The 24997-nt window shown below is 59.1% G+C and carries 25 protein-coding genes and 1 riboswitch; of the genes, 10 read left to right on the forward strand and 15 right to left on the reverse strand.

Annotated features, from left to right (window positions below; translation table 11 throughout):
- Positions 1-36 precede the first annotated feature (36 nt).
- From K6T64_RS08920 to K6T64_RS08940, 5 genes are all read right to left on the reverse strand, one after another.
- On the reverse strand, positions 37-897 hold the full coding sequence (locus tag K6T64_RS08920) for a galactose-1-phosphate uridylyltransferase (RefSeq protein WP_288009690.1): 861 nt from the start codon (positions 895-897) through the stop codon (positions 37-39).
- 121 nt (positions 898-1018) lie between these two features.
- The gene (locus tag K6T64_RS08925; protein ID WP_100667452.1) at positions 1019-1321 is read right to left on the reverse strand and encodes a hypothetical protein; all 303 of its coding nucleotides are present in this window, start codon (positions 1319-1321) and stop codon (positions 1019-1021) included.
- Positions 1322-1455: riboswitch (cyclic di-AMP (ydaO/yuaA leader) on the reverse strand. It abuts the gene before it with no gap.
- A gap of 434 nt (positions 1456-1889) precedes the next feature.
- A complete protein-coding gene (locus tag K6T64_RS08930; protein ID WP_288009693.1) occupies positions 1890-2654 on the reverse strand; it encodes an SDR family oxidoreductase in 765 nt (254 codons plus the stop codon).
- Positions 2655-2683: 29 nt separating this feature from the next.
- Entirely contained in the window at positions 2684-3253 is a 570-nt protein-coding gene (gene pssA / locus K6T64_RS08935) for a CDP-diacylglycerol--serine O-phosphatidyltransferase (RefSeq protein WP_197945572.1), read from the reverse strand.
- 140 nt (positions 3254-3393) lie between these two features.
- Positions 3394-4896 carry a carboxypeptidase M32 gene (locus K6T64_RS08940; RefSeq protein ID WP_288009695.1) on the reverse strand — a complete coding sequence of 501 codons (1503 nt, stop codon included), beginning with the start codon at positions 4894-4896 and terminating at the stop codon, positions 3394-3396.
- A 201-nt stretch (positions 4897-5097) separates the two neighbouring features.
- Between K6T64_RS08940 and pdo the strand changes: the two genes are divergently transcribed.
- The gene (gene pdo, locus K6T64_RS08945) at positions 5098-5745 is read left to right on the forward strand and encodes a protein disulfide oxidoreductase (RefSeq protein ID WP_100667447.1); all 648 of its coding nucleotides are present in this window, start codon (positions 5098-5100) and stop codon (positions 5743-5745) included.
- Positions 5746-5836: 91 nt separating this feature from the next.
- On the opposite strand, the gene K6T64_RS08950 is transcribed toward pdo, so the two are convergent.
- The 4 genes from K6T64_RS08950 to K6T64_RS08965 all read right to left on the reverse strand — a co-directional run bounded on the left by K6T64_RS08950 (position 5837) and on the right by K6T64_RS08965 (position 10613).
- Positions 5837-6211: a DUF423 domain-containing protein gene (locus K6T64_RS08950; protein WP_100667446.1), complete on the reverse strand. Its 375-nt coding sequence runs from the start codon at positions 6209-6211 to the stop codon at positions 5837-5839.
- A 21-nt stretch (positions 6212-6232) separates the two neighbouring features.
- On the reverse strand, positions 6233-7684 hold the full coding sequence (locus tag K6T64_RS08955; protein WP_288009698.1) for an FMN-binding glutamate synthase family protein: 1452 nt from the start codon (positions 7682-7684) through the stop codon (positions 6233-6235).
- Positions 7668-7979, reverse strand: a complete 312-nt coding sequence (locus K6T64_RS08960) for a hypothetical protein (protein WP_288009700.1) — start codon at positions 7977-7979, stop codon at positions 7668-7670. Before K6T64_RS08960 ends, K6T64_RS08955 begins: the two co-directional genes overlap by 17 nt.
- A gap of 234 nt (positions 7980-8213) precedes the next feature.
- Entirely contained in the window at positions 8214-10613 is a 2400-nt protein-coding gene (locus K6T64_RS08965) for a bifunctional acetate--CoA ligase family protein/GNAT family N-acetyltransferase (protein WP_170085365.1), read from the reverse strand.
- 270 nt (positions 10614-10883) lie between these two features.
- On the opposite strand from K6T64_RS08965, the gene K6T64_RS08970 reads away from it, so the two are divergent.
- The 7 genes from K6T64_RS08970 (at position 10884) to K6T64_RS09000 (ending at position 17914) form a co-directional block, all read left to right on the forward strand.
- Complete coding sequence (locus K6T64_RS08970) at positions 10884-12098, forward strand: Glu/Leu/Phe/Val family dehydrogenase (protein ID WP_288009730.1); 1215 nt, start codon at positions 10884-10886, stop codon at positions 12096-12098.
- Between the two features lie 146 nt (positions 12099-12244).
- Complete coding sequence (gene wsfD / locus K6T64_RS08975; protein WP_288009703.1) at positions 12245-13792, forward strand: glycan biosynthesis hexose transferase WsfD; 1548 nt, start codon at positions 12245-12247, stop codon at positions 13790-13792.
- A 126-nt stretch (positions 13793-13918) separates the two neighbouring features.
- Positions 13919-14986: a nitrilase-related carbon-nitrogen hydrolase gene (locus tag K6T64_RS08980; RefSeq protein WP_288009706.1), complete on the forward strand. Its 1068-nt coding sequence runs from the start codon at positions 13919-13921 to the stop codon at positions 14984-14986.
- Between the two features lie 200 nt (positions 14987-15186).
- The gene (locus K6T64_RS08985; RefSeq protein ID WP_288009707.1) at positions 15187-15564 is read left to right on the forward strand and encodes an ArsR/SmtB family transcription factor; all 378 of its coding nucleotides are present in this window, start codon (positions 15187-15189) and stop codon (positions 15562-15564) included.
- A 16-nt stretch (positions 15565-15580) separates the two neighbouring features.
- Positions 15581-16639, forward strand: a complete 1059-nt coding sequence (gene arsB / locus K6T64_RS08990) for an ACR3 family arsenite efflux transporter (protein ID WP_288009708.1) — start codon at positions 15581-15583, stop codon at positions 16637-16639.
- 110 nt (positions 16640-16749) lie between these two features.
- Complete coding sequence (gene arsC, locus K6T64_RS08995; protein ID WP_288009710.1) at positions 16750-17232, forward strand: arsenate reductase (thioredoxin); 483 nt, start codon at positions 16750-16752, stop codon at positions 17230-17232.
- Positions 17233-17344: 112 nt separating this feature from the next.
- Entirely contained in the window at positions 17345-17914 is a 570-nt protein-coding gene (locus tag K6T64_RS09000; RefSeq protein WP_100667438.1) for an FAD-dependent oxidoreductase, read from the forward strand.
- A 145-nt stretch (positions 17915-18059) separates the two neighbouring features.
- Here the strand turns inward: K6T64_RS09000 and K6T64_RS09005 are convergent, their stop codons facing one another.
- Positions 18060-18254: a hypothetical protein gene (locus tag K6T64_RS09005; protein WP_288009711.1), complete on the reverse strand. Its 195-nt coding sequence runs from the start codon at positions 18252-18254 to the stop codon at positions 18060-18062.
- 260 nt (positions 18255-18514) lie between these two features.
- Here K6T64_RS09005 and K6T64_RS09010 point away from each other — a divergent pair, with 260 nt between their 5' ends.
- Entirely contained in the window at positions 18515-19381 is an 867-nt protein-coding gene (locus K6T64_RS09010) for a cupredoxin domain-containing protein (protein WP_100667436.1), read from the forward strand.
- A gap of 150 nt (positions 19382-19531) precedes the next feature.
- Here K6T64_RS09010 and K6T64_RS09015 read toward each other — a convergent pair whose 3' ends face one another.
- Together K6T64_RS09015 and K6T64_RS09020 are read right to left on the reverse strand one after the other, a co-directional pair.
- Positions 19532-20203 (reverse strand): LrgB family protein, encoded by a 672-nt coding sequence (locus tag K6T64_RS09015; RefSeq protein WP_170086836.1) that lies wholly within the window; start codon positions 20201-20203, stop codon positions 19532-19534.
- A complete protein-coding gene (locus tag K6T64_RS09020) occupies positions 20200-20607 on the reverse strand; it encodes a CidA/LrgA family protein (protein ID WP_232059822.1) in 408 nt (135 codons plus the stop codon). The genes K6T64_RS09015 and K6T64_RS09020 overlap by 4 nt, the downstream gene beginning before the upstream one ends.
- A gap of 141 nt (positions 20608-20748) precedes the next feature.
- Between K6T64_RS09020 and K6T64_RS09025 the strand changes: the two genes are divergently transcribed.
- Positions 20749-21645 (forward strand): LysR substrate-binding domain-containing protein, encoded by an 897-nt coding sequence (locus K6T64_RS09025; RefSeq protein ID WP_288009712.1) that lies wholly within the window; start codon positions 20749-20751, stop codon positions 21643-21645.
- 34 nt (positions 21646-21679) lie between these two features.
- On the opposite strand, the gene phnW is transcribed toward K6T64_RS09025, so the two are convergent.
- The 3 genes from phnW to phnX are packed head-to-tail and all read right to left on the reverse strand — an operon-like array spanning position 21680 to position 24979.
- Entirely contained in the window at positions 21680-22813 is a 1134-nt protein-coding gene (phnW, locus tag K6T64_RS09030; protein ID WP_170085355.1) for a 2-aminoethylphosphonate--pyruvate transaminase, read from the reverse strand.
- The gene (gene pbfA, locus K6T64_RS09035; protein ID WP_288009714.1) at positions 22797-24170 is read right to left on the reverse strand and encodes a (R)-1-hydroxy-2-aminoethylphosphonate ammonia-lyase; all 1374 of its coding nucleotides are present in this window, start codon (positions 24168-24170) and stop codon (positions 22797-22799) included. Before pbfA ends, phnW begins: the two co-directional genes overlap by 17 nt.
- Positions 24161-24979: a phosphonoacetaldehyde hydrolase gene (gene phnX, locus K6T64_RS09040; protein ID WP_288009715.1), complete on the reverse strand. Its 819-nt coding sequence runs from the start codon at positions 24977-24979 to the stop codon at positions 24161-24163. Before phnX ends, pbfA begins: the two co-directional genes overlap by 10 nt.
- Between the last annotated feature and the right edge of the window lie 18 nt (positions 24980-24997).

Below are 24997 nucleotides of genomic sequence, written 5' to 3' on the forward strand. Positions count from 1 at the left end.
CTTCGGCGCTATCTTACCATACCCGAGTATCGTAAATCAAACGCCTCGAAGCAAAGCGACGGCCCGTTCGGGATCCAGCCCGTTGATCCCCGCCCCGGTTCCAATGACAAATCCCGAGGAAGTGAAAATCCGCGCAAACACCAAGAAGCGAAGGTGATAATCCTCGTCCCGGTCGTGACACAAAATAATGTTGTATGCCCGTCCATCAATAGCCTTCTCCAGTGCCCCCACCGCCTGGTGCAATACCGCCGCCATACCCGTAAGGACATCGTCAGGTATCGATTCGAAAGCCCCCACGTGGCGCCGGGGAGTCACCCACATTTCAAAAGGGTGCATCGAGGCGTAAGGGGCAAAGGCCATCGCCCATTCATTCTCGGCCACCAGGCGTTCGGGAACCATCCCGTCGATCTCGCGACAGATCGGACAACAACCCGCCCGATGCAGCCTTTGAAACCCCTCCCGCTCCCGCTCGATGGCCGGAGGGACAAAGGGCAGAGCGTATAATTGACTGTGGGGATGCGGTTGTGTACCCCCCGATTGTCTTCCCCAGTTGCGAAACATGGATACGTATACGACCCCGGGGTGGTCGTATAAATGTTTCATCCGCTCACGGATGACCCACAGCAGCACGGCAATGGCCTCTGCAGAATGTTGGCCGAGCATCCGGTCGTGCACCCGGCTCTCCACCACCAATTCCTGGGCCATCCCTTCCGGCACTACCGGGTATAGATTATCCCACACACTGATGGCGTCATCCCCCACAGGATAAACCTGTTTAATCGATTCAGAGGGATGACAGAAAGGACAATGCCCATCGATGTAGCCATTGGGTTTCCGTCGGTGATCGATGTATAGAATTGGATCCCCCGTGATGGCATGGAACCGGACGTGGTTCATGTCGACCCTCTCCCTCTTTCGCCGAGGTGATCCCTTATAAAAAGGACCGCCAGCAAGCGGTCCCTTTTACGTGCCTCCCCGATTCTGTCTCGCTTGTATCCGAATCGGCGCCGTTCTCGCCCTAGACGCCCAACATGGCGGAAAACTCCATGGATCGACCGCTGGCCAGGATCACTTCGCGAAGCGCCTCAATGACGGAGCCGATGTCGGCTTTCCCCCGCAAGCCGTGGGGATTCCCGACCTCCACTTCCCGCAGGTCGGGGTTGTTTCTCAAATTCACACCGACTAAACGCGCCACTAAGCGGATCGACCCAAAAGGCAATTCGAATCGCCTCTCATTGAGCCGGATCCACGGAACATGTCCGTCCCCCAGCCGGATCGACACCCGAACACACCTCGGGTCCTTGACCCTTTCCTGCAACACCCACCCACTCTCCTTTCGCTTACGGGGTTAGCTGACGGGTTCGGGTCGAGAGCCACCCTACCGGCCTTGGCCGGATTCACCCCAAAGTCCTGGGTCCCCCGCTTCCGTTGTCCGGAACTCAGCGCATCATGACCCCCCCGGGGCACATCATTATTGTATGCCAATCCCGCACAAACAGCAACGCCGGTTTCTGTTGAAAATTCCGCCGACACCACGGCGTGACGCGCTCATCGGCGCCCTTCAAATAAATTCTGCAGCTCTGCACAATATATGCTCAGTCAACCGCCATCCTTGCACTCACGATATCCAACCGGAGGGAGAGGAATGACCCACCGCAAACCGTGGCTTTGGTTGCTCGCAGGACTCGTACTTGGGCTCAGTTTACAGGGGGTGCGGACCGCCATCCGGCACCGCGGCCGCACTTCTCCCGTCCCCTTTGGGCCATCGGTTTATCATACGTTGTTTGGACCCGCTGATCATCCCACCCCACCGTCACGAAAATCACGTTCGCAAAAGTGAATCCCGGCGCTCCTCCAAAAATATCCACCATCGACACCATTTGGCCCCATCAATACGTGAAGGGAAAATACTGCACCCCTCCGGTCACGTAAATCACACTCCCGGTAACCATGTCCGAATCTGGATGACACAAAAACTCAACCACCCGGGCCACGTCTTCTCCAGTGGCGGGTCGACCGGCGGGTGTAGAACCTACCGTGGACAAACCCGCCTGGTTTCTGGCGTCGACGATCGCCCCTTCTTTAAATGGATCTCGGATATCTCCGGGACACACCATGTTGACCGTGATCCCGTAGGGGGCTTCTTCCGCGGCCAAAGTCCGGGTAAACGAAAGCAACCCCGCCTTGGCGCCAGCGTACGCCCCCCGCCCTTCCCAAGGCATCCCGCCCTCGATCTGGGGATACCCAAAGGTAATGACCCGCCCAAAATGATTTCCCCGCATGTGGGGAATCAGCCAACGGGCGTGCCAGTACGCGCTATGTAAGTTGCCGGCGACGAGCTCCTCCCACTCCCCGGCTGCGGTGTCCGCCAGAGGCGTCCGTTTGACCCGAAACGGTCCAACCGCGTGAATCCAGCAGTCAAAATCGTGTTCCCGGCTCAACCACCGATCCACTTGTTGCCTGGACCCTGCGTCACATTGAACCGCCCGCACACCACCAAGACTCCGCGTCTTTTTGAGACCTCCGTCGGACTGCTCTCCCACCTCGGCGCGATCCCGCCGGTAGGTCACCACCACGTCATGGCCGCGCCGGGCCAATCGCTCAGCCACGGCTCGACCCAGACCGGCGATCCCCCCGGTCACCAAGACTTTCAAGCCCGCTCCCTCCGATCGCGTCTCATCCCTTAGAATTTCTTAATTGGAATCTTGCTCACCATGAGCGCAGACAAGAGAATCTCAGCCGCCGCAAACCCGAGAAGGTGTACATCCCTCGAGACGAAACTGAGCAACCCGAGCACACCGCCGGCAAACGTAATGGGCACCCCGAGAAAGCCCCCGCTGAACCGTTGCACATTGTACCGAGCCAACCGCAGTGCGCCGCAGAGCACATAAACCATGGACAACGCCCCACCCACTAGCGGCAGATGTTCCATGTACACCTGGGTATACACCAAGAGCGCCGGGGCCACCCCGAAAGACACCAGGTCGCTCAGACTATCCAGCTCCCGGCCAAAATCGCTTGCAATCCCCAACCGCCGGGCCGTGGAGCCGTCCAGGCGGTCAAACAGCACCGCCACCATCAACGCCACGGCAGCCCAGTGAAACAAATGCATGGACGACAACAGTACCGACAACAGCCCGAGGGACAGATTGGCGGCCGTGATCGTGTTCGCGGCATATTTCAGCCAACGTCGGGTCGGATTCGGCGGTACCCGCCGGATCCGCAGCTCCGTTCGTACGGGATTTCGTCGCACCCTCAGGCCCCCCCAGGCATACTCACGGCGCAGGGGGCGGATTCCAACCTGCTCCGACCCCTCCGCGCCCTCATTGTACTGTATCCCGGGGAAGGGCGTCCATGAGCGTTTTGACCTGCATGATCCCCAAAGCTCCCCTGTCATAGCCCGTACAGAGGGCCAAATTTCTCACGCCAGTACCGGAGGAGGGGCTCGGCGGCCGGCCGGTCGGTGCCCGTCGCCCTCTTTAACACCTCGTGAGGTTGCAGCTCCCTCCCGGGCCGGTGAACTTTTTCCCTCAACCACTCCCGCACGGCCGCCACATCCCCTTCGGCCAGCCGCCGGTCGAAGCCGCCCAGGTCCCGATCCATGGCCTCCCAGAATTGCGCCGCATACACGTTTCGCAATGTGTAAGTCGGAAAATAACCAAAGCTCCCTGACGCCCAGTGCACGTCCTGCAAAACACCGTCGGCGTCCCGGTTCGGTTCGAACCCCAAAAGCGCCCGGGTCTTTTCCCTCCAGGCCTCCGGCAGATCGGCCACCTTCAAATCCCCGGAGATCAGAGCCCGTTCCAATTCATAGCGTAAGAGAATATGAAGGTTGTAGGTGACCTCATCCGCCTCGGTACGAATGGGAGAGGGACGGACATCGTTGATTCCCGCATAGAACGTCTCAATATCCAAATCATTCCACGCCGGACCCAGCCTCTTTGTCAGTTCGCCATAATAGTGCTCCCAGAAGGCCCGGCTGCGGCCCACGACATTCTCCCAAAACCTCGACTGGGACTCATGGACCCCGAGGGATGCTCCGGCGTAAAGGGGGGTTCCCGCTAGGTCCGGATCGATCCCCTGCTCGTAAAGCGCGTGACCACCCTCGTGAAACGCACTGAACAACGCACTGCGAAAATCCTCGACGATATACTTCGTGGTTACCCGCACATCTCCGGCATTCAACGTGATCTGAAAGGGGTGGGCCGTTTCATCGAGGCGCCCCCGGTCAAAATCATACCCGATGGTCTTGAGCGCCCATCGACAGATTCTCTGCTGGGTCTCGACCGGTACCGGACGAGCGAAAACCCCGGGATCGGGCCTTCGCCCAGACTCGGCGATCTCCCCCACCAGGGCGACGGTGGCTTCTCTCAGCGTCGCGAACAGCGGGTCGATCTCGGCTGTGCGCACCCCCGGTTCGTAGAGGTCGAGGAGGGGATCGTAGGGGTCCTTCTCGTAGCCCCAGTATCCGGCGAACTCCCGGGTCATCGCAACGATTTCCTCGAGATACGGTTGAAGGAGGGCAAAATCATTCCGATTCCTGGCATCTTCCCAAGCGGACTCCGCCTTCGCCGTCAGCACGACAAAAGCTCGGTATCGCTCCCGGGGAATGCGCCGGTTGCGGTCGTATTCCCGGCGACACTCCCGAACGAGGGCGGCGGTTCTCCCGTCTAGCCCATAGGCCCTCGCCTCCAACGCTTCGAGAAACTCTCCCATTCGCGACGAGGTCATCAGGCCGAACACCTCGTCCGACAAGGTCCCGATGGCCTCCGCCCGGGCTTCCACCCCCTTTTTCGGCGCCCCGGTCCGCAGATCCCAAGCCATGAGGGACAGCGCCTCCTGAAAATGTTGGATGCGACGGACATAGTCTTCAAACGGCGACTGGATCTTTGTCAATACAATCCCTCCTTGGTCGGAGCCCGGCCACCTTGGTTCGGAGAAATTATGTGGTCTCACCCTCTGGTGATTTTGGTGCGGAACGTGCATACTGAAAGATAGATGGTACCCGTCGCCTTGACACCTGGCCACTAAAAGCGGATAATACCCTTACGGGTACACCGCATCAATGCGGAGTGCATACGGAGGTGCGTAACTGTGATGATTCCGGAAAAAGATCGGCAAAAGATTCGGGAGCGGTTCTCCGCGATGACCGAACCTGTCGTTCTGCGCTTCTTTGAGTCGTCCATTGACTGCCCGACCTGCCCGCAGATCAAAGATCTGTTGCAGGAAGTCGCCGACCTGTCCGACAAGCTCACCCTGGAAGTGTTCAACCTGTACACCGACGAAGACAAGGCGAAGGAGATCGGGGTCGACAAAGCGCCCACTCTGGCCATCCTCGGCGGATCCGGACAGGATTACGGGATTCGCTTCTACGGCGCTCCGGCAGGCTACGAGTTCGCCGCCTTCCTCGAAGCGATCCTCATGATCTCCCGGGGCGACTCGGGCCTGAAAGCAGAGACCAAAACCAAACTGGCCACCATCGACCAAGACGTGACCTTGAACGTCTTCGTCACCCCGACCTGTCCGTACTGCCCGAGCGCCGTACACCTGGCCCATCAGTTTGCCTTCGAGAACGCCCATATCCGCGGTCACATGATCGAGGCTACGGAGTTCCCCGACTGGGCAAACCGCTTCGACGTATACGGCGTGCCAAAGACGGTCATCAACGACCTGGACTCCATCGAAGGCGCTGTCCCGGAAGCCGTCCTCCTGGATCAAGTCCTGGCCGTGGCGACCAAAGCCTAAAATCAGCCGGGGGCCGGCCCTGCAATGTTGTTGGGTCCCCGGGACGGGCGAGTCGCCCGTCCCGGGGATTTTTGGTGGTGCCAGGCGCCATTCAGGCTCCCCGAATCGCCGCCAGAATCAGCAGAATCCAGCCCGCCAAAAAGGCGAGTCCCCCAAAGGGAGTGATGAAACCCAAGGAGGAAACACCACTCAAGGTCAGGGCGTACAGGCTTCCGGAAAACAACACGATCCCCACCACAAACAAGATTCCCGCTCCCGCGACAAGACCTGTCGCATACAGCCGTTCGGACAGAATCGCCACCAGGATCAGGGCCAGTGAGTGAAGAAACTGATAATGGACCCCCGTCTGGTAAATCGATAACATGGCGTCAGAAATCTTCCCGCGAAGCCCGTGGGCGCCGAACGCTCCCAGCGCCACCGAGAGGAAAGCTCCAATACTCCCGAGGATGACAAAAACCCGCAGCATACTCCTCTCCCCCCACTCCCGTTACTGCAACCCTCCCGGTGCCGGACCGGTTTGCGCTCCTTCCCATTGTAGTGGAGGCCGTGCGGGGAAACAAGGCGCCCCCTCCACCGTTCGGGCCCCAAACAATCCAGCCTGGCGCTGGGGGGACACCCAGCCCCAGGATACGCCCGCCGCCCAAGCCACAAAGGGGTCGAGGGCCGTGAGGTCCGATTTGCCCACATCGGCCACCGCCGTCTTCCCCAGGGATTGCACCACACTCTCCATCTCGTGCATACAGGCGTGCAAAAACCGGACGACATTGTGAGCCCCTTTGTCCACATCCAGTTGATCGGTCAGCTTGCCTGTATAAATCACCAGACTGGTGGGCGGCTCAAAAGGCAGGGTTTCCACCATCTGGTCTGACACCATGGCAAAAAGGGGCGCCGTTCCCACGTAGACCGCATCCGCTCCCAGGGCCAGCGCTTTGAGCATCTGCCCGGGGGTGATGAGACCTCCAGCCGCCAGCAAACTCACTCGACCCCGGACCTTTTTTTGCACCAGGACATCCGCAGCCCGGGAAACGGCAAACAAAGTCGGCAAACCCACATCGTCCTGCAGGGTCGGCGACCCTCCGTGAGTGCCTCCTTCGGCCCCGTCGATGGTGATAAAATCCACCCCGGCTTCCAGGGCGATCTGCATCTCTTCTTCGAGATGATGGGTGGCGGCGATTTTGAGCCCCACCGGAACCCCGGTCTCAGCCCGGAGGCGCTGCACGAGGGCCACAAAATCTTCAGGCCGGTCAACTCCGGGCAGTCGGGAGTGGATGACGGCGGATTGCCCCTCGGCCAGGCCAAAGACCCGCCGGTAATCCTCCCCAATATTGTGGGCTGCCGTCCTTTGGGAGGCCGACCCCTGGGCTCCCTGTCCCAGTTGAATCTCAACGGCATCCAGGCGTCTGTACTGTTCGGGTCGGTTCATCCATCCGCCCCGGTTGAATTGGCCGATCAGCAGGTCCGCCGCTTCCCGCTCCTCTTCAAGGAGCCCCGCCTCGCCGGTGTTGGTCGCGGTGCCGATCTGGGAGGCCGCTTTGGCCAGAGCGATTTTTGCCCGCTTACTCAAGGCGCCTCCAAAGGACATCGCCGCGATCACAATGGGAATGGACAGGGTGAGGGGATACCTGGCCGCCGGACCAATCACCGTCGCCGTCTCGATTCCCACCTCTTCCGGAGTCGGGAGGCGTGTCAAATGAACCGGGTTAAAAATTAATTTTTCCCAAGGCGAAAAATGCACCGGACTGCCGAGGGGGCGGGAAGGGGCTGCACCCTGGGTGGCCCGCATGGCCGTTTCCGCCATGGATACTGGGCCCATCTTTCCTGTGACGGGAACCATTTCAAAAAGGTTCTCTGTGTACTGATCCCGCACAATTCGGGTCAGGGCCTTGTCGACCATTTCATTGACGATGGAACGCATCCAATTCTCAATGAACCGGAGCACGTTCCTCCCTCCCCTCCCCGGCAGCGACAGCCTCTGGACGAACGTGGCCTTGGAGGAGGTCGTCGATTCGCTGACAGGCAGCGAGACACATCTCTTTGATGGCCCCGAGGCGTTTAGCGGCACTATCTTCTTCCACGGCGATATCCCTGAGTACGACGTCGTCATAGTCGCTTAAGCGCTGGTGGTGGTTCCGCTCAATCATGGCAAGAGTGCCGGCAGCCGTTTCGACGCGCCGCAGTTCAGTTTTGACGTAGGCCAGGAATTGCTCTACATCTTTTTCGTTAAAACGGGTCATCGGCGGTCCCCCTTGTAGGTTTTTTACTCCGATGGTAGTCTTCGCCTTGACCAAGGGGATCATTCACCCGTTCGAGGCAGGCACCCAGCCTTTTTCCCTGGAATAGGCTGTGTTGGAACGAGATCGAAATGGCCGGAACTGAAGGGAAAGAGGGATCTGGGTGGAGATAGACATCGTCAGGCGGGGGGACACCCTGTGGGGAATCTGCCGTCGGTACGGCATCGAACCAGAGTGTCAACCGGCCTGGCCACCCACCGCGTCTTGACGTCTTCCCACCGCGATTTGGCAGTCGCCAATCCAGCATCCATCTTCGGACACGCCGACATCTGTCAATGCCACTTTGGTGATCTCGTAGACTTCTTCCACCAAGCGGGAGACCCGAAGGATAATGTCCGCCGCCGCGTGACGGGCCGGGGAGTCCGCCGGGGGCCCGTCGGGGCCGGCCACCGTCGTCAACAGGTCCTGGACATCGAGATCTGTGAGGGGCGTGATCCGCACCGTGCGGGCGGAGGGCGAACCGACAAATAAGATCATGCCAAACAGCGGGTCCAACTCCGCCGTCACAGAAAACCACATCGCCGCCCCGGCCACCCCCACACTCCGCCGGATCCCCATGGCATCAAGCACCTCATTGCAAAGCTCCCGGGGCATCCATTCCACCACCCGGGCCCTCTCCGCCGCATCCGGTCGATGCCCGCGGATGATCTGCCGGGCCCGGCCCGTGTCCGCCCCTTCCAAATCCGGGATCCGCCCCACCGGTTTTTGCCGATAGGCCCCATACGCGGCCACCTTGGCCAAAGCCCGTACCGCCTGTTCCGGAAAAGGGTACACCGGAATCCGCTGGACACCGGCGTCGATGGCGTGGACAAAATTGTCTTCGGTCATGAGAAAATTGGCCACGACGGGCTTGGGGGTGAAGTCGCCTACCGCCGGGTCCGACGCCGCCTCCCGTAGGGCCTCCGCCAAGGCCCGGGCGACTTCCCGGTCATCCGAAACCCCGACAGGGGTAAACAGTACCAGAACGGCGTCCACGGCGGGGTCGTGCAGCAGCTTCGGCAGGGCTTTGCGATACCCGTCGGCCAGGGCCACAGTCCCCAAATCCACCGGGGTTCCCGCCATCCGCAATCCCTCGTTGTGCAAGGCATCCACGGCCATCACCGCCCCGCCCGCGGTGTTCGTTACAATGGCCACCCGGTCTCCCCGGGGGAGCGGCGCCGAGGCCAGAAGCGCCGTCACATCGAACATCTCTTGGAGCGTATTGACCCGGATGATACCCGCCTGGCGAAAAAGCGCATCCACGAGCACGTCCCTGGCCCGGGGCAGCACCGAGCCCGTTAAAGACACGGCGGTCCCGCCCTCGGTGCTCGCCCCTTTTACCGCGACGATCGGTTTCTTGCGGGTAATCCGCCGGGTGATCCGGGAGAACTTCCGCGGATTTCCAAAGGACTCGAGGTACAAGGCGATCATGTCGGTTTCCGGGTCATCTTCCCAGTACTGTAGTAGATCGTTGCCGGACACGTCCGCCTTGACCCCCATGCTGGCAAAGCTCGAGACACCGATCCCCATACGGCCGGCATATTCCAAAATGGTAATTCCCAGCGCCCCGGAGTGGCTGGCGATGGCGAGGGCCCCCCGCCGGGGGAATCGGGGAGCAAAGCTGGCGTTGAGCCGCACGTTCGGGTCCGTGCTCACCAGTCCCAAGGAGTTCGGACCGAGCAGTCGTGCCCCGGCCCGGCGCAAGCGGGCCGCCAACTCCGCCGGGGTGGGGACCCCTTTTTCTTCCTCCTCGGGCAGGCCCGAAGTGATGATGATCACCGACCGAACTCCAGTTTTCACGCAGTCGTCCACCACCGGAGAAACCTGGTCGGGGGGAACCGCCACCACCGCCAATTCCACCGGTTCAGGCAACTCCTGCAGACTGGGAAACGCCCGCACCCCGGCTACAGAGCGAGCCACGGGGTTCACGGGGTAGGCGATTCCCTGGAATCCGCCCTCCAGGATGTGCCGGAACAAAACATGGCCGAGGCCCTTCGGGTCTCTGGATGCTCCCACCACCGCTAAAGTGGTGGGGTGAAAAAAGGGGGCGAGGGAAGCAGCGGTGGCCAATTTTTCCCGAGTTTCCTGCAAGGCTCGGATCCGTTCAGTATGCGCGAGCTTGAGAACGAGATGGGCGACCCCCGACTGATGTTCGCTCCGGATCTCGTAGCCGCTGGACAGAAAAACGCCCATCATTTTTTCGTTATCGTACAGCACATAGGCCTCAAAAAATCGGAAACCGTTTTGCCAAGCGATTTCCGCCAAGTGTTCCAATAAGAGCGTCCCGATGCCTTTTCCGTGCAGATGGTCGTCCACCAAGAACGCCACCTCGGCGGTCTCGTCATCCACGCGGTTGTACGTGCCGATTCCGAGGGGTTGATCCCCGGCCATGCAGAGAAGGGTCGCATCGTTCACGCCATCGGCGGAAACCATGGCCTCGATCACTTCATCGGGAACCTCCCGGATCACGTGAAAAAAACGAAAATAGAGGCTCTCCGGAGAGGCAGTTTGAAACAAACGCCGCACCGTGTCCCGGTCTGAGGGCCGAGCGGGTCGAAATTCCGCCGCTCGCCCGTCTCGCAGAATGACCCTTGTCATCGCATTCCCGCCTCCGCATCTCCCGTTTTTCCCACCATCTCTCCATGTATACAGTATCAGAAAACCATTGACAGAAAAACAAATCCTCGCGGTCCATCTCTGAGGCAGATCCGCGAACGTCCAATGACAATTCTGATGGCCATCTTGAGTGTGCTGTTGGGTCACGTTATACTGTAAGAATCGCAAACACAAATTTCAGGAAAAGAAGGTGGAGTGGACGTGTCGCTATCCCTGCCCCGCTCGTCAACCCATGCTCAAGGCCCGTACGAAATGGTGCAGGAGCAGATCGAACGAGCCGCCGAGCATCTCGGGATTCCCCGGAACGCCGTAGAGATCATGAAGAGGCCCAAACGAGCGCTCATCGTTCATTTTCCCGTGAGGATGGACGACGGGACGATCCGGGTGTTTGAGGGGTACCGCGTTCAGCACAATGACGCCATCGGCCCCACCAAAGGGGGCATCCGTTTTCATCCCGGAGTAACTCTCGACGAGGTCAAGGCTTTGTCCATGTGGATGACTTTCAAATGCGGTGTCGCGGGACTGCCTTACGGCGGGGCGAAAGGCGGGGTTGCGGTGGATCCCCACAGCCTTTCCGAAGGAGAACTGGAGAGGTTGAGCCGTGGATATATGGAAGCAGTGGCCCAGGTGGTGGGCCCCGACAAAGACATACCCGCCCCGGATGTGTACACCAATCCCCAAGTGATGGGCTGGATGATGGACACGTTCAGCCGGTTACACGGCACCTTCACCCCGGGGGTCATCACCGGAAAACCCGTGGTCATCGGCGGATCTCTGGGGCGAAGCGACGCCACCGGCCGGGGCTGTGTCACCGCCATTGCGGAGGCGGCCAAAGATATCGGGCTCCAACTGCAAGGGGCATCAGTAGCTGTCCAGGGATTTGGAAACGCCGGGCGCACGGCGGCGAAACTTTTGGCGGATCTCGGATGCAAAGTGGTGGCGGTGAGCGATTCCAAGGGGGCTCTGTACGATCCGTCGGGCCTGGACTTGCCTCGGGTGATCCAGGCCAAGGAAGCCGGCAACCTGTTGGATTACGGTCCCCAGCGCATTGATTCCTCCGAGCTTTTGGAACTCGACGTGGACATCCTCATTCCCGCCGCCCTGGAGGGCGTGATCACCGGTGCCAACGCCCCGCGGATCAAGGCCCGGATCGTCGCCGAGGCGGCGAACGGCCCCACCACCCCTGAAGCGGACCGGATTCTACACGACCAAGGCATCATGGTGATCCCCGACATTCTCGCAAATTCGGGAGGCGTCACCGTGTCGTATTTTGAATGGGTCCAGAACCTGACCAACGACTACTGGAGTGAAGACGAAGTCAACCAGCGCCTCCAGCGGGCCATGGTGAAAGCCTATCGCCAAGTCCGGCAAACGGCCGATCAGCATCAGGTGGACCTCCGCACGGCGGCGTTCATGATCGCCATGCAGCGGGTGTACGAGGCGATGAAAGCCCGGGGCTGGGTCTGACCTGAGATCGGGACAGGGTCTCAAGATCGGGCAGGTGCCGCCTTCGGGCGCCATTTTTCTGTCTCGCCCTTTCTCGCATTGTTATGGTACACTTTCAGAGTGTGCCGTACGTCAGATCGAGAAAGGAACGTTGAACGACGAGGACCATGGGTCGACCAGCCGCATTGTTTTCTGCCGTTTCCCTGAAGTTTGCCCGCCATGCGTCGCAGTTAGTGCGGCGGTTTTCCCGGGGGGTGGACGGGGGATATGCCATCCTCGTTTTCGTCCTGGCGACAGGGATTCTCCTCGCCCCGCCGGCGATCGGGATGGCGAACAACGGGGATTTTGAGCGCATCATGTACCAACCCGAGGTGGGATTGGCGTTCACCACCACTGACCCGCACCTGCGTTATTTTAATTGGGTCAACCGGTATTTCGGCGTGGTGGGAGGCGGTCACGCCTGGTACCCATCCTCCCTCGCTCTGTTGCTACAGCCGGCCATCGCCGTCAGCCAATGGTTATACGGCCGCCCGCTGTTCGACCTGTCGGTCCTCGCCGTTTTTTACGCGGCTTTGCTGGCCGTGGCCGCATTTTTCACCTTAGGCGCCCTGCGCCGCGTCCTGCCCCCGTGGGCGACAGTGTTCGCCGCCCTGGCAGGGATCATTGTGTACTGCGATGTCGCTTATCTGGCCTACTGCCGCTCTTTGTACAGCGAAGCCGTTTCTTTTGTTTCTTTTATGTTTCTCCTGGCTTTTACCTTAGATTTACTGACCCGGCCGGTGCCGAGAATCTGGGGACTTGTGGCCTTTGGCGCCGCTGCTGTCGCTTTTGGCACCGCCAAGCTACAAATGGCGCCCTTGGCCCTGGTTCTCGGGGTGTTCGCGGTGCGCTTGGCACATCTGAGGCAGGACCGGTTGTGGCGGGTCGCATCCGTCCTTTGCGCGGCGGTCGTGGTTGGGGCCGCGACTGCTTCCTATGCCCTCACGCCCCGGGCCTTCGCTTATGCGAACCTGTACCACAGCGTGTTCGACGGTATTCTGGTGAATCCGGCGACCCGTGTCCAGGATCTCCAGTCGCTCCATCTCGACGCCAGGTTGGCCGTGTTGGCTGGAACATCGTATTTTGACCGCCATCCCATCGATGTTCGCGGGCGAGAGTTCAGGGAGCGGTTTTACAGGAAGATCGGTTGGACCCAAATCGCTGGATTTTATCTCACCCATCCCGACCGGTTCATCGAGGCGATGCAACAGAGTCACCGGGCCGCCCTGGCGATGCGGCCGCCATACCTCGGCAATTACGAGCGGTCATCCGGGATGCCCGCCAAGACCCTGACCCACCGCTTTTCTGTCTGGAGTGACACGAAAAGAGACTGGTTCCCGTCTTCGGTATGGGTCTTGGCCGGTTATTGGTTGGTTTACGGGGCTGTGGCTGTGCGGGGCCTGCGTGTTCGCGGTTTCAGATCAGTCGATGGGTTGGATAGTGGTCCTCGGCTTGCAGAATTCGCTTTATGGGTTGGCACCCTGGCGGTGATCCAGTTTCCAATTCCCTATCTTGCCGAAGGTCGTAACGAACTTGTCAAACACCTGTTTACGTACGATCTCCTGTGGGACACGACCTTGCTCATCTCGGGCTCGTGGGCGATCGCCAAGATCGAGTCGGCCATCCGGTTGAGGAAGCGCCAGCGGGTGATTATGTCTGAAACCACGGCTGGATAAACATGAAGCGGGGAAAACGTATCGACCTTGACGGCCATCAATCACACCTCGTGTTATAATCCACTCAGACATGATGTAAATGATAGGATACAAACAAAGGTCAAGCATTCACAGGGGGGCTGTGCGATGGTAGAACCGTATACCGCGGTTGGGCTGGTCCCGACCATCTATGGGGTCAGAAAGCGCGCGGAAATCCGACGGAATTTGGACCACATTAGCGAGATGATCGCTGCGGCTACTTGGTTATCCGGCATGGATTTGCCGGTACGATTGGTGGTCATTCCAGAAGGCGCGCTGCAAGGGTTTACGGATGAGGTTTTCGACACGGAACATGTGAAATTCGCAGAAGAGGTGGCCATCGATATTCCTGGGCCGGAAACGGAGTATCTCGGGGAGGTCGCCAGGCATTGGAACATTTATATCATGGCCCAGGCCAAGGCTCGGCACGAGGCCTTCCCCGGCATGTATTTTAATGTAGGATTTGTGATCGACCCAAATGGAGAGGTAATCCTGCGACATCATAAGGTCGCGCCACTTTATCCGGTCGAGCACTCCGTGACACCCTACGATGTGTGGGACAAATGGATCGAACTTTACGGCCGTACTCTCGACGCTTTCTACCCAGTGGTTCGGACGGAAATCGGCAACCTCGGCGTCATGATGGCTAACGAAGGGTCCTATCCGGAAAACGCCCGGGGGCTGGCGATGAACGGAGCAGAAATCGTCTACCGTGCGTCATACCCGCACCCCGCCACAGGGAATGAATTCTTTGAAATCCAGAATCGGGCTCGGGCACTCGACAACAACTTCTATGTCCTTGCCCCAAACGTCGGTACATACTACCTCGAACAAACATCCACGACCCCGATTGATACCTTCGGTGGGCGTTCCATGGTCGTCGATTACAAGGGCCGCATTATTGGAAGCCACCTCTACGGGGGCGGATCGGGTTATGTGGCGGCCACCATTGACATCGAAGCCCTCCGACACTACCGCTGTAGGGCCAACTGGGGAAACTGGATGAAGGATCTTCAAACCGAGCAGTATTCGATCATCTACGAACACCAGATCTACCCGAAGAATCTCTACTTAGATCACCCGCCGTATAAACACGCAGAATATCGGGACCAAGTCACTCGTCCCACCATCGAGCGCTTGATCCAAGAAGGGATTTGGACAAAACCGTCACAATAAATTTGTGCGGCGATTTCCCATGCGGTGACTGGTGCTTTGAATATCGCGTGCGTGATTACCAAGGAAATCCCAGGTCTCGGGAGTTGCTCCCGGGACCTTTTCTGTTGAGCTCAGCGCGAGGTCTTCCTATAGTTTGTTGACGCATGCGAGAATTTCAATAACCATATAGTTATGTTATAATGGATCCCGGAGGGATCGACGTGGACATTCGAGAATTGGCCGATGTGTTTAAGGCGCTGGGAGACCCGACCCGGCTGCAGATCTTGGCTCTTCTCAACGTCCGGGATTGCTGCGTATGTGAGTTGGTACCGCTCTTTGGGATCTCCCAACCGGCGGTGTCCAAACATTTGGCGCGACTCCGGGCGGCGCGCTTGGTGCGGGAGAACCGTCGAGGCCAGTGGGTCTTTTATTCCCTCAACCGAGAACGCCTCAAAGAGATACTGGCAGCTATAGATCCGTTGCCGGATCTGGACGGCCCCTTGAAGGAGTTGGCAGACCGAGGGCCAGCCCCTATGTGCAGCGCGGAGCCGGCAACTGGCACGCCGGCAGCCGTTACTCCGACGGCCGTAATGAAATGAAAAGAGAGGTGCGGTGATGGCTGACCAAATCCAGAAACGATTATCGCCCTTGGATCGGTATCTGACCATGTGGATTCTTCTGGCCATTGCTGCAGGCGTGGCCCTGGGCGCATGGGTGCCGGAATTCACTGGCGCGCTCCAACAGTTTCAAATCGGCACCACCTCCATTCCCATCGCCGCCGGGTTGATCCTCATGATGTATCCCCCTTTGGCCAAGGTGCGTTATGAGGAGCTCCCGAAGGTCTTTCGGGACAAGAGAGTATTGGCACTCTCCCTGTTTCAAAACTGGGTCATCGGGCCTCTGCTCATGTTCGGGTTGGCGATTCTTTTTCTCCGGGACCACCCGGCCTATATGACCGGGTTGATCCTGATCGGTCTGGCCCGGTGCATCGCCATGGTCATCGTGTGGAATGATTTGGCCTGCGGCAACCGCGAATACGCCGCCGGGCTGGTCGCTCTGAACTCCATTTTCCAGGTAGTGTTCTATTCGCTCTATACCTATCTTTTTGCAACCTTCCTCCCAAGCGTACTGGGTTTGCGGGGTGTGGCGGTACAAGTTTCAATGGGCGAAGTGGCCCAAAGCGTTCTTTTATACCTCGGCGTCCCTTTTACCGCGGGGCTTGTAACGCGATTCACCCTACTTCGGTGGAAAGGGCATGATTGGTATGATCGAGCCTTTGTACCCCGGATCAGTCCGCTGACCCTGGTTGCCCTCCTGTTCACGATTATTGTGATGTTTTCCCTGAAAGGTGAAACGATTGTTCAGATTCCGATGGATGTGGTGCGCATTGCGATACCCCTCGTGCTGTATTTCGTCCTGATGTTTTTTATCTCATACTGGCTCGGGCAAAAGGCCGGGGCAGACGCTCCAGTTACCACCACCCTCGCCTTTACCGCCGCCAGCAACAATTTTGAATTGGCCATCGCCGTGGCGGCCGGGGTGTTCGGCATTGGCTCTGGTGAGGCCTTTGCGGCAGTCATCGGGCCCCTCGTGGAAGTTCCGGTGATGTTGATGCTGGTTCATGTGGCAAACCGATTGCGAAGACGGGAAAGGCCTGTACGCGACCGGTCTTAAAAGGAACAGGAAAAAATGAGACGCGAAGGACCCGGGGATGGCGATGGGCATCGCCTAGGAATGACCGATAGGGAAACCCGGGTCCCCACAGCGAATACGGAGGTGCACTCATGAATTCTTGGGCGGAAAAGGGCGAAAGCGAACGTCAGCGAGAAAACGAAGAACAGCGGGCAATTTTATATTTTATCTGCACCGGCAATTCCTGCCGCAGCCAAATGGCCGAAGGGTGGGCGAAGTATTTGGGTGGGGATCGGTTCCGGGTGTACAGCGGGGGCCTCGAACCCCGGGGCGTCCATCTCATGACCGTGGAAGTGATGCGGGAGGTCGGCATCGACATATCCGGTCAAACCAGTGATCCCATCGATGCGACGCTGCTAACCCAGGCAGATTGGGCGATCACCTTGTGCGGTGATGCCGAGGAGCGGTGCCCGGTGACTCCCCCGACGGTGAAGCGTTTGCACTGGGGCTTGCCGGATCCCGCCAAAGTCACTGGCAGCCCCGACGAAATCAAGGACGCATTCCGGCGGGTTCGTGACGAAATCGGGAGAAGAGTACAGGAGTTGCTGAAGGACGTGGCGGCAGCAGCCCGCTGAGACCCATCGCGCCTCCGGTCGCTTTGCCCCCATCCGTTCTAATCCTGTATAATTTCCATTGGGAGACCCCACAGAAAGATACAACGGTTCCTACGAAAGGATGGGTGCAACCATGTATGACGTCGCGGTCATTGGAGCGGGCCCGGCGGGGGCCAGCGCGGCTTTGTTCATAGCGAAGGCGGGAAAAAAAACCATCGTAATCGACAGCGACCAAAGCATCACCAAGCGTGCTTGGATTGAAAACCACTACGGAGTCAAGGAAATCACCGGGCCGGATCTCATCGAGATCGGCAAGCAACAGGCCGCTCACTTTGGTGCAGAGTTGGTCCAAGACAAGGTGACGGATATTCGCAAAACGGACGACGGATTCGACATTCAAACAGAAAAAGAAACATACAGCGCGAAACACGTCATTCTCGCCACCGGGTTGTGGACGGATTTGGCGGAAAAAATTGGTCTGAAAACGAAACCGGCCACCGAGCCGCGGATCAAGACGATCATCGAAACGGACGGACAGGGCCGCACCAACATTCCGGGTCTGTGGGCTGCAGGCACCGTAGCGGGGGTGAGCGTACATACGATCATCACTGCCGGAGATGGCGCCAAAGTGGCCATTAACCTGATCAGTGAACTAAATGGCGAGCGCTATGTGGATCACGATATTTTGACGCCAAAGGAGTAAAGCGGGGGACGGAGATAAGGTGAACCGGAGGGTCGCCGAGGGATCGGGCCGGGGCCGACAGTTGCCCCCGACCCGACCGACCCAACTGCGTCGTACCATTGTCCGGTTCGCCAAAAGGCATTCCCAGGGAATCTGCGTTCGAATATCATGCTCCTCCCCGGCGCCGTCCGATCGGATACATGCTTTTTCCGCTTCTGACAACCACCGGCTCGGATTCGATAACAGTTGATGTCAGCGCATTCGGGTAGGTCGGAAGAAAATCGATGGCGTCCAAGGCCTCGCGGGTGGTAATGTCCGTCATTCCGATGCCGTTGGCGCTCCCATGGGTGCGCTCGGTCAACCTCCGCACGCAAATCTTTCCAACCCGGGGGACTCCGGTGGCGAAGGGACCGGCCGGTGGGCCAACATATGAAACCCGCCGTTGAACGGACTTTCGATGAACACTGCCGTGTTTTTGGGTCATTTATACCATACCGATGGGTTCATTCGTATCCCGAAAGAATGAGATGTTTTACCCTGCCTTTATTCCCATACGTACTGTAGTCTAAGGGAGGAAAAGATTTCATCTTTCACCCTTGTTGGGAAGGAAGGCGAGCTTTCATGAAGCGTGTGTGGAAAAAAGGATTGCTGGCTCTTACTGTTACCTCCTCCCTAGCTCTCGCAGCCTGTGGGGCCCAATCGTCGGCCCCGGCCGTACAGAATCCAGCTTCTCAACCGAACACCACGGCCACACGTGATCAAAGCACCCAGGGAACCAACACCAGTGCACAACACGTATACCTCGTGGTGGAGCCCGGCGCAAAGCTCGGTTCGGATCATGTAAAACATGACGCCTTTATCAACGGCGATTTTACAGTGGTGGCCGGTAAACCGGTCGACTTGACAGTATACAATTACGAGCAAACTCCCTTGACCATGAAAGCTGCGGACTTGGGGTTAAATGTGAACATCAAAGCAAGTACGACAAAGGGAGATCCAGCAGTCACAAACTACTCATTCATCCCCCAGAGCCCGGGAACTTACACCTGGGTGGCATCGGGAGATCGTGACCAGTGGGCCGCTAAACAGAAGGGGTTCCTGCAGGGGACCGTCACAGTGACACCGCCCAGCGATAACACTCAACATATCTCCCTGGTCATCAATCCAAATTATAAACTCGGCCCGGACGGAAAATTGCACGATGCCTACACTCCCGGGGACATTACCGTCAAGGCCGGTCAGCCCGTTGAGTTAACCATTTATAATCTCGGTAAAAAGGGCCATCCCTTTATCAGTTCCGCCCTAGGGGTCAATGTGCCCGTACAAGGTAGTCAGGGTACCGGCGAACCAGCCGTATTTAAGACCACCTTCACTCCACAAAAACCCGGAAAATATACGTGGATATGCGGTCTCCCGTGTGACGGGGAAAATAACCAATGGGCCATGTCTCACGACAATTACATGATGGGATACATTACAGTCCAGTGAGTCAAGAGACCCAGGTAATAGAAAAAATGCTGTTAGAAGTAGGTCGCGGGGTAAATGGGTACTTACGAGTTGTAAAGGCTGTCGAGTCTGGGACTTCCACACTCGGCAGCCATTTGTTATCCCTAATCTTGGCACCAAACAGTACGGCCCCTACAACATCCGGACCAGGAACGGGGCCAGCACCACTGTCAAAAGCCCGGTCAGAATCATGGTCAGGCTGGAAACCGTCCCTTCCCGGGGCCCTAGTTCCAACGCCCGGGCGGTTCCCACACCATGGGCCGCCACCCCGAACAAAGCCCCCCTGGCCACCCGACTTCGCAAGCGTAAGACGCGCAAGACAAAGGGCCCCATCACGCTGCCCAGCACCCCGGTGACAATGACGAATACGGCAGTCATCACCGGGACCCCGCCGATCACGCGGGAAATGTCCATGGCAATGGGTGTAGTCACCGAACGCGGCACCAGACTGGTCACCACCGCCGGGGCGAGGTGCAGCCATCGGGCAAAATAAACCGAAGACACGACGGCGCTCACGGAGCCAGCGGCAACTCCGGCCAACATGGCGAGACCGTATCGGCGCAACAACTGCCGATACCGATACAGCGGCACCGCAAAAGCCACGGTGGCGGGCTGAAGCAACCAGGTGTATACCTGAGCTCCCCGGACGTAGTCGGCATAAGAAACGCGGCTCACCACTAACACGGCCATGATCGCCAGCGCCGTGGTCAGAATCGGGTTCATCCAGGGCCTAGGTACCCTGCGATACAGAAGGGTGGCCACAAAATAGGCAAAAAGCGTCAACACGAGACCGAACAGGATCATCTGCACGCTTTCCCCACCCTTCTTCGGGCGATACGCCACGCCCGTACCAGTTGTTTGATCCGGTGTGCCCCGTCGATGGTGATCCCTGTGACCGCCATCACCAAGGCGGTGCTCGCGACGATCGTCGTCGCGATCCCCCACCCTTCGAACCGCAACAGCCCGGTATACTGCAGGATTCCCACTGCGGAGGGCACAAAGAAGAGAAGCAAATGCCGAAGTAGCCAATTCGCCCCTTCCTCCACCCAGGACAACGGCAACCACCCCAGCTGCAACGCCGCGTACAACAGCCCCAATCCCAACAGCGAGCCAGGGATCGCCGACCAGTGCAACCACGAGGCCAACGCACTCCCCAGGGCCGAGATGGCCACCAGAAGCCCCACCTGCCCAATTCTTCGGGCCCACATGCGGGCCACCTCCTTCGCCCCCTTTAAAGTGGATATCCTTACCTTAAAGAGTCCGGGATATTGCGTCAAATATATCATTTTGCTATGATCAATTCGTAATCCGAATCGATGAAAGATATCCTGACAAAGATAGGTGGACCCATGGAAATTCGGCAACTGGAGTACTTCGTCGCCGTGGCGGAAGAGCTTCATTTTGGCCGGGCTGCCGAACGGCTTCACATGACCCAACCTCCGCTGAGCCAACAGATCCAGCGCCTCGAAAACGAGATCGGCGTTCGCCTGCTCAGCCGCACCAGCCGGCGGGTCCGGCTGACCCCTGCCGGCCAGGCCTTTCTCGATGCGGCCAGAAAAGTGCTCGGGGAACTGGACGAAGCGATCCTCGAAGCCCGCCGGGCTGAGCGCGGGGAAACGGGGCGGCTCCGGGTGGGGTTTGTGGGGTCGGCCACCTACGGGATGCTGCCGCTTCTGGTGCGAACATTTCGGGAACAGTATCCCGGTGTCAAACTGTACTTACAGGAGATGTCGACCCCGCAACAAGAGAAAGCATTGGATCGGGAAGAGTTGGATGTGGGGGTCGTCCGCCCGCCCCTCGGAGACCCCTCCCTGTACACCGCTCAGATCGAAGAAGACTCGGCCATGCTCGCCATTCCCGAAGAACACGCCTTGGCAAACCGGAGTTCCGTACATATTGACGATCTTCGGGGTGAGCCCTTGGTCATGCTGGCCCGGAAGACTTGGGCGGGACTTTTTGATTCCGTGGTGGACCTTTGTTTGCAACGCGGGTTTAAGCCGAACATCGTTCAAGATGCCACGGAATTCCAAACAGTGATCGGTCTGGTGGCGGCGGGGCTCGGGGTCGCCGTGGTTCCCGGCGGTGCAGCCGCGGTGCCGCGCAGAAGTGTGGTGTTCCGCCCCGTTACGGGCCCGGCCCCCCGCTTTGCCATGGCCTTGGCCTGGAGAGCGGACGACGATTCGCCCCTGGTGCACCGATTCGTCACCTTGGCGCAGCGGATCAAGGCCCAGGCCCCGGGAGTGTGACACACCCTTGCGGCCCGAAGGTCCGGCCAAGCCGTTATGGCCGGTACGCGGAGTTCCGCAACCTCACGGATTGGAAGTGGCGCAACGCCTCCAGTAGGGCTTGAATGTCCTCCGGCGTCACGGTACCGATCGTCCCGATCCGGAACGTGTCGACATCCGTCAGTTTACCAGGGTAGATCACAAAACCCGCCCGTTTCAGAAACATATACATGTCCGGAAAAGAAAAATCCCTGTCATCCGGATACAAGAACGTGGTGATCACCGGCGATTGAAAGGCTCGAGGGACCAGGATGCGAAATCCCAACCTCTCCATTCCCTCGACCAGCACCCGTTGATTTTCCCTGTACCTGCGATTCCGGGCCGGAACCCCTCCTTCTTCCGCCAGTTCCTGCAGGGCTTGGTGGAGTGCCCGAACCGCGTGGGTCGGGGAAGTAAATCGCCATTTGCCTCGCCCCTCTTCCATTTCCCGCCACTGATCGTAGAGATCGAGGGACAGGGACCGGGCCCGGCCCCGGCACTCCGCCAATTCGTCCCGGCGAGCGATCACAAATCCCAGCCCCGGCACTCCCTGCAGACATTTATTCGCACTGCTGATGAAAAAGTCGATCCCCATCCCAGAAATGTCTATCTCAATCCCGCCGAAGCTGCTCATCCCGTCGACAATGGAAATTTTCCCATAGGTCCGGACGAGATCCGCAAACTCCTTCAATGGATTGATTACCCCGGTGGTGGTTTCAACGTGGACCATGGCCAGGTGGGTAATGGCTGGGTCCCTTCGGAGGACTCGCTCCGCCTGCTCGAGGTCGCAGGGCAGGACCTCGGACCCGGAAACGATCGCCGCTGGAATCCTGAGCACCCGACAAATCCGGGCCATTCGCCGGCCGTAGGCGCCGTTCTCCAGAATCAAGAGTTTCCCGCCGGGTGGAATGGCCGTGCCAAGGGTCGCCTCTACGGCAAAGGTGCCGCTCCCCTGAAGGAGCACCGTGGTGTAAGCGCCATCCTCATCTCCCGCTAGCCAAGTTAGACGCCGCCGGACGTCTTGCACCAGCTCCTTGTAGTCGTCATCCCATGTACACCAGTCCCGGAGCATGGCCCGCCTGACCCCAGGGCTCGTGGAGACGGGCCCCGGGGTCAAGAGCAGGTAGGGATTGTCATCTGAGATATCCATATTCCACCATCACTTCCTGTAGAGATTCCTCCAGAATGTCGAGCGCCCGGTCCAGCTCCTCTTCGCCGATAATTAGCGGCGGGGAGAGGGTCAGCACATTGCCCCGGGAAACTTTGAAATTGAGCCCTTTCTCCAAGCAGCGATACATCACCGCTTCAGCCTCCGACGTGGCAGGCTCCTTGGTGCGCCGATCCTTTACCAGCTCCACGCCATAAAGAAAGCCGATCCCCCGCACGTCCCCCACCAGGGAGTATTGCCGAGGCCAATTTTTCAGACGCCGCCCCATGCGCCGCCCCAACGCCACGGCCCGCTCAAGAAGCCCCTCTTCCTTGATGACCTCCATCACCGCCAACGCAGCCGCCGCCCCCAGCGGCGTTTTTTCGTGGGTGTAATGCCCGACGGCCCCTTCCCCGGCCACATCCAGCCCCTCCCGAACCACCAGGGCCGCCAAGGGAAACACGCCGCCCCCGAGCCCCTTGCCGAGGATCACCATATCCGGGACGATCCCCCAATGTTCAAAGGCAAACATCCGCCCGGTCCGACCCAACCCCACCGCCGTTTCATCGAGGATCAACAGCGCCCCATGCTGATCGCAAGCCTCCCGAACCCTTTGATAGTACCAGGGAGGTGGGATGACCACATCGGTGTTTCGCACCGTCTCCAGAATCACCGCCCCGATCTCCCCGTCTTTCGCCAACACGTACTCCAGGTACCCAGCGCATGCGCAGGATCCTTCCCCTGAGCATTCCTTCAGCGGACAATGGTACGGGTCCACCGGGGGCACGTGCTCCGCCCCGGGCAAAAGGGGGCCCATCCCCCTCCGAAAAAGAGCCTGGCCTCCCACGGTAATCGCGTCCAAGGAGGCCCCGTGAAACGAATCCCACACAGACAACGTCTTGTAGCGGCCCGTCGCCGCCCGGGCCAATTTGAGCGCCGTACTCACGGCCAAGGTCGCCGCCGGCGCCAGAAGCACTTTATTGAGATCCCCAGGGGCGAGGTCGGCGAGTTTTTTCGCCAACTCAACCACCTTGACGTTGGTGAAGCGCCGGGTGCAAAAGGGCAGGATCTCCAACTGGGCCTTTACCGCCTCAACCACCCGGGGGTGGCCAAATCCCACTTGGTGCACGTTGTTGCCGTGAAAATCTATGATTTTGCGGCCATCTGCCGTTTCCAAATAAATCCCGCTGCACGCCTGAATCGCATTCAGGCACGGCGTCGATAGGGCTTGATGGACAAAATACCGCTCATCCTCCCGAAGAATCGGTCCCGCCGCCCCGGTCTTGGTGCGCTCTCTCCACGCCCGGGCAAAAGGTGTCAGGTTCAGATCTCCTTCGCTCCGATCGCCGATCACTGGCATGGGCACTCCCCTTGACTCAGTCGCTGGTTAATTTCGTCAACCGCCCGCTGCAGTTCATCGATCCGACGTAAAACGTAATGGGCCCCAGCACGTCGAAGCTCCGCCTCCGCCTCCCCCATGCGCCGTTCCAATTCCAGTTCCGGCAACTTTTCTCGCTGGACCCGGGTGAGACCGAGTACACTCCCACCCTCCAATATGCCGATGCTCCACATGCCGGCATTTCGCCCTTCTTCCATGTCGCCAGGGGTATCGCCGACTTTGACCATGGTCGCCATCGGAAATACCCTTAGTCGCAGGGCGTTCTCATAACACATCCAAGGGGCCGGCCGACCTTCGGGGACATCCGAGGACGAGACGACGGCGTCCGGGCAAAACCCCCGCCGGGCCGCCTCGGGAACTAGGACCTCCATCATCTCCGACGTGTATCCCGTGGTGGACCCGATTCGGATCCCCCGCTCCCGCAGCCGCAAAACCGTGTACTCGACACCGGGAATCAAATCGGCGTGTTCCGCGAGGACCGCCCGCTGAATCGGCACAAACTCGTTGTACAAATCGTCCACGTCCTCTTCGCCGGGCTCCCGGCCCAAGGCAGCCCTCCATCGCAGGCGAACAGCTTCCAACCGGAGAAGCGCTCGAAGGTGGTCCTTTTTCGCTAATCCCATGAACCGGCGGATCTCCTCCTCCGCGACTTCGATCCCGCGGCGACCAAACACATCTCGAAACGCCGCCACTGGGGCCACGCACCCATCGTCCACCACCGTCCCGGCCCAGTCAAAGACCACGGCCTGGACCTCGAACCTTTGGTTCATCCATTCCGCCCTTCTCTC

This window comes from Kyrpidia sp., from assembly GCF_023512215.1.
GTDB classification, from domain to species: domain Bacteria; phylum Bacillota; class Bacilli; order Kyrpidiales; family Kyrpidiaceae; genus Kyrpidia; species Kyrpidia spormannii.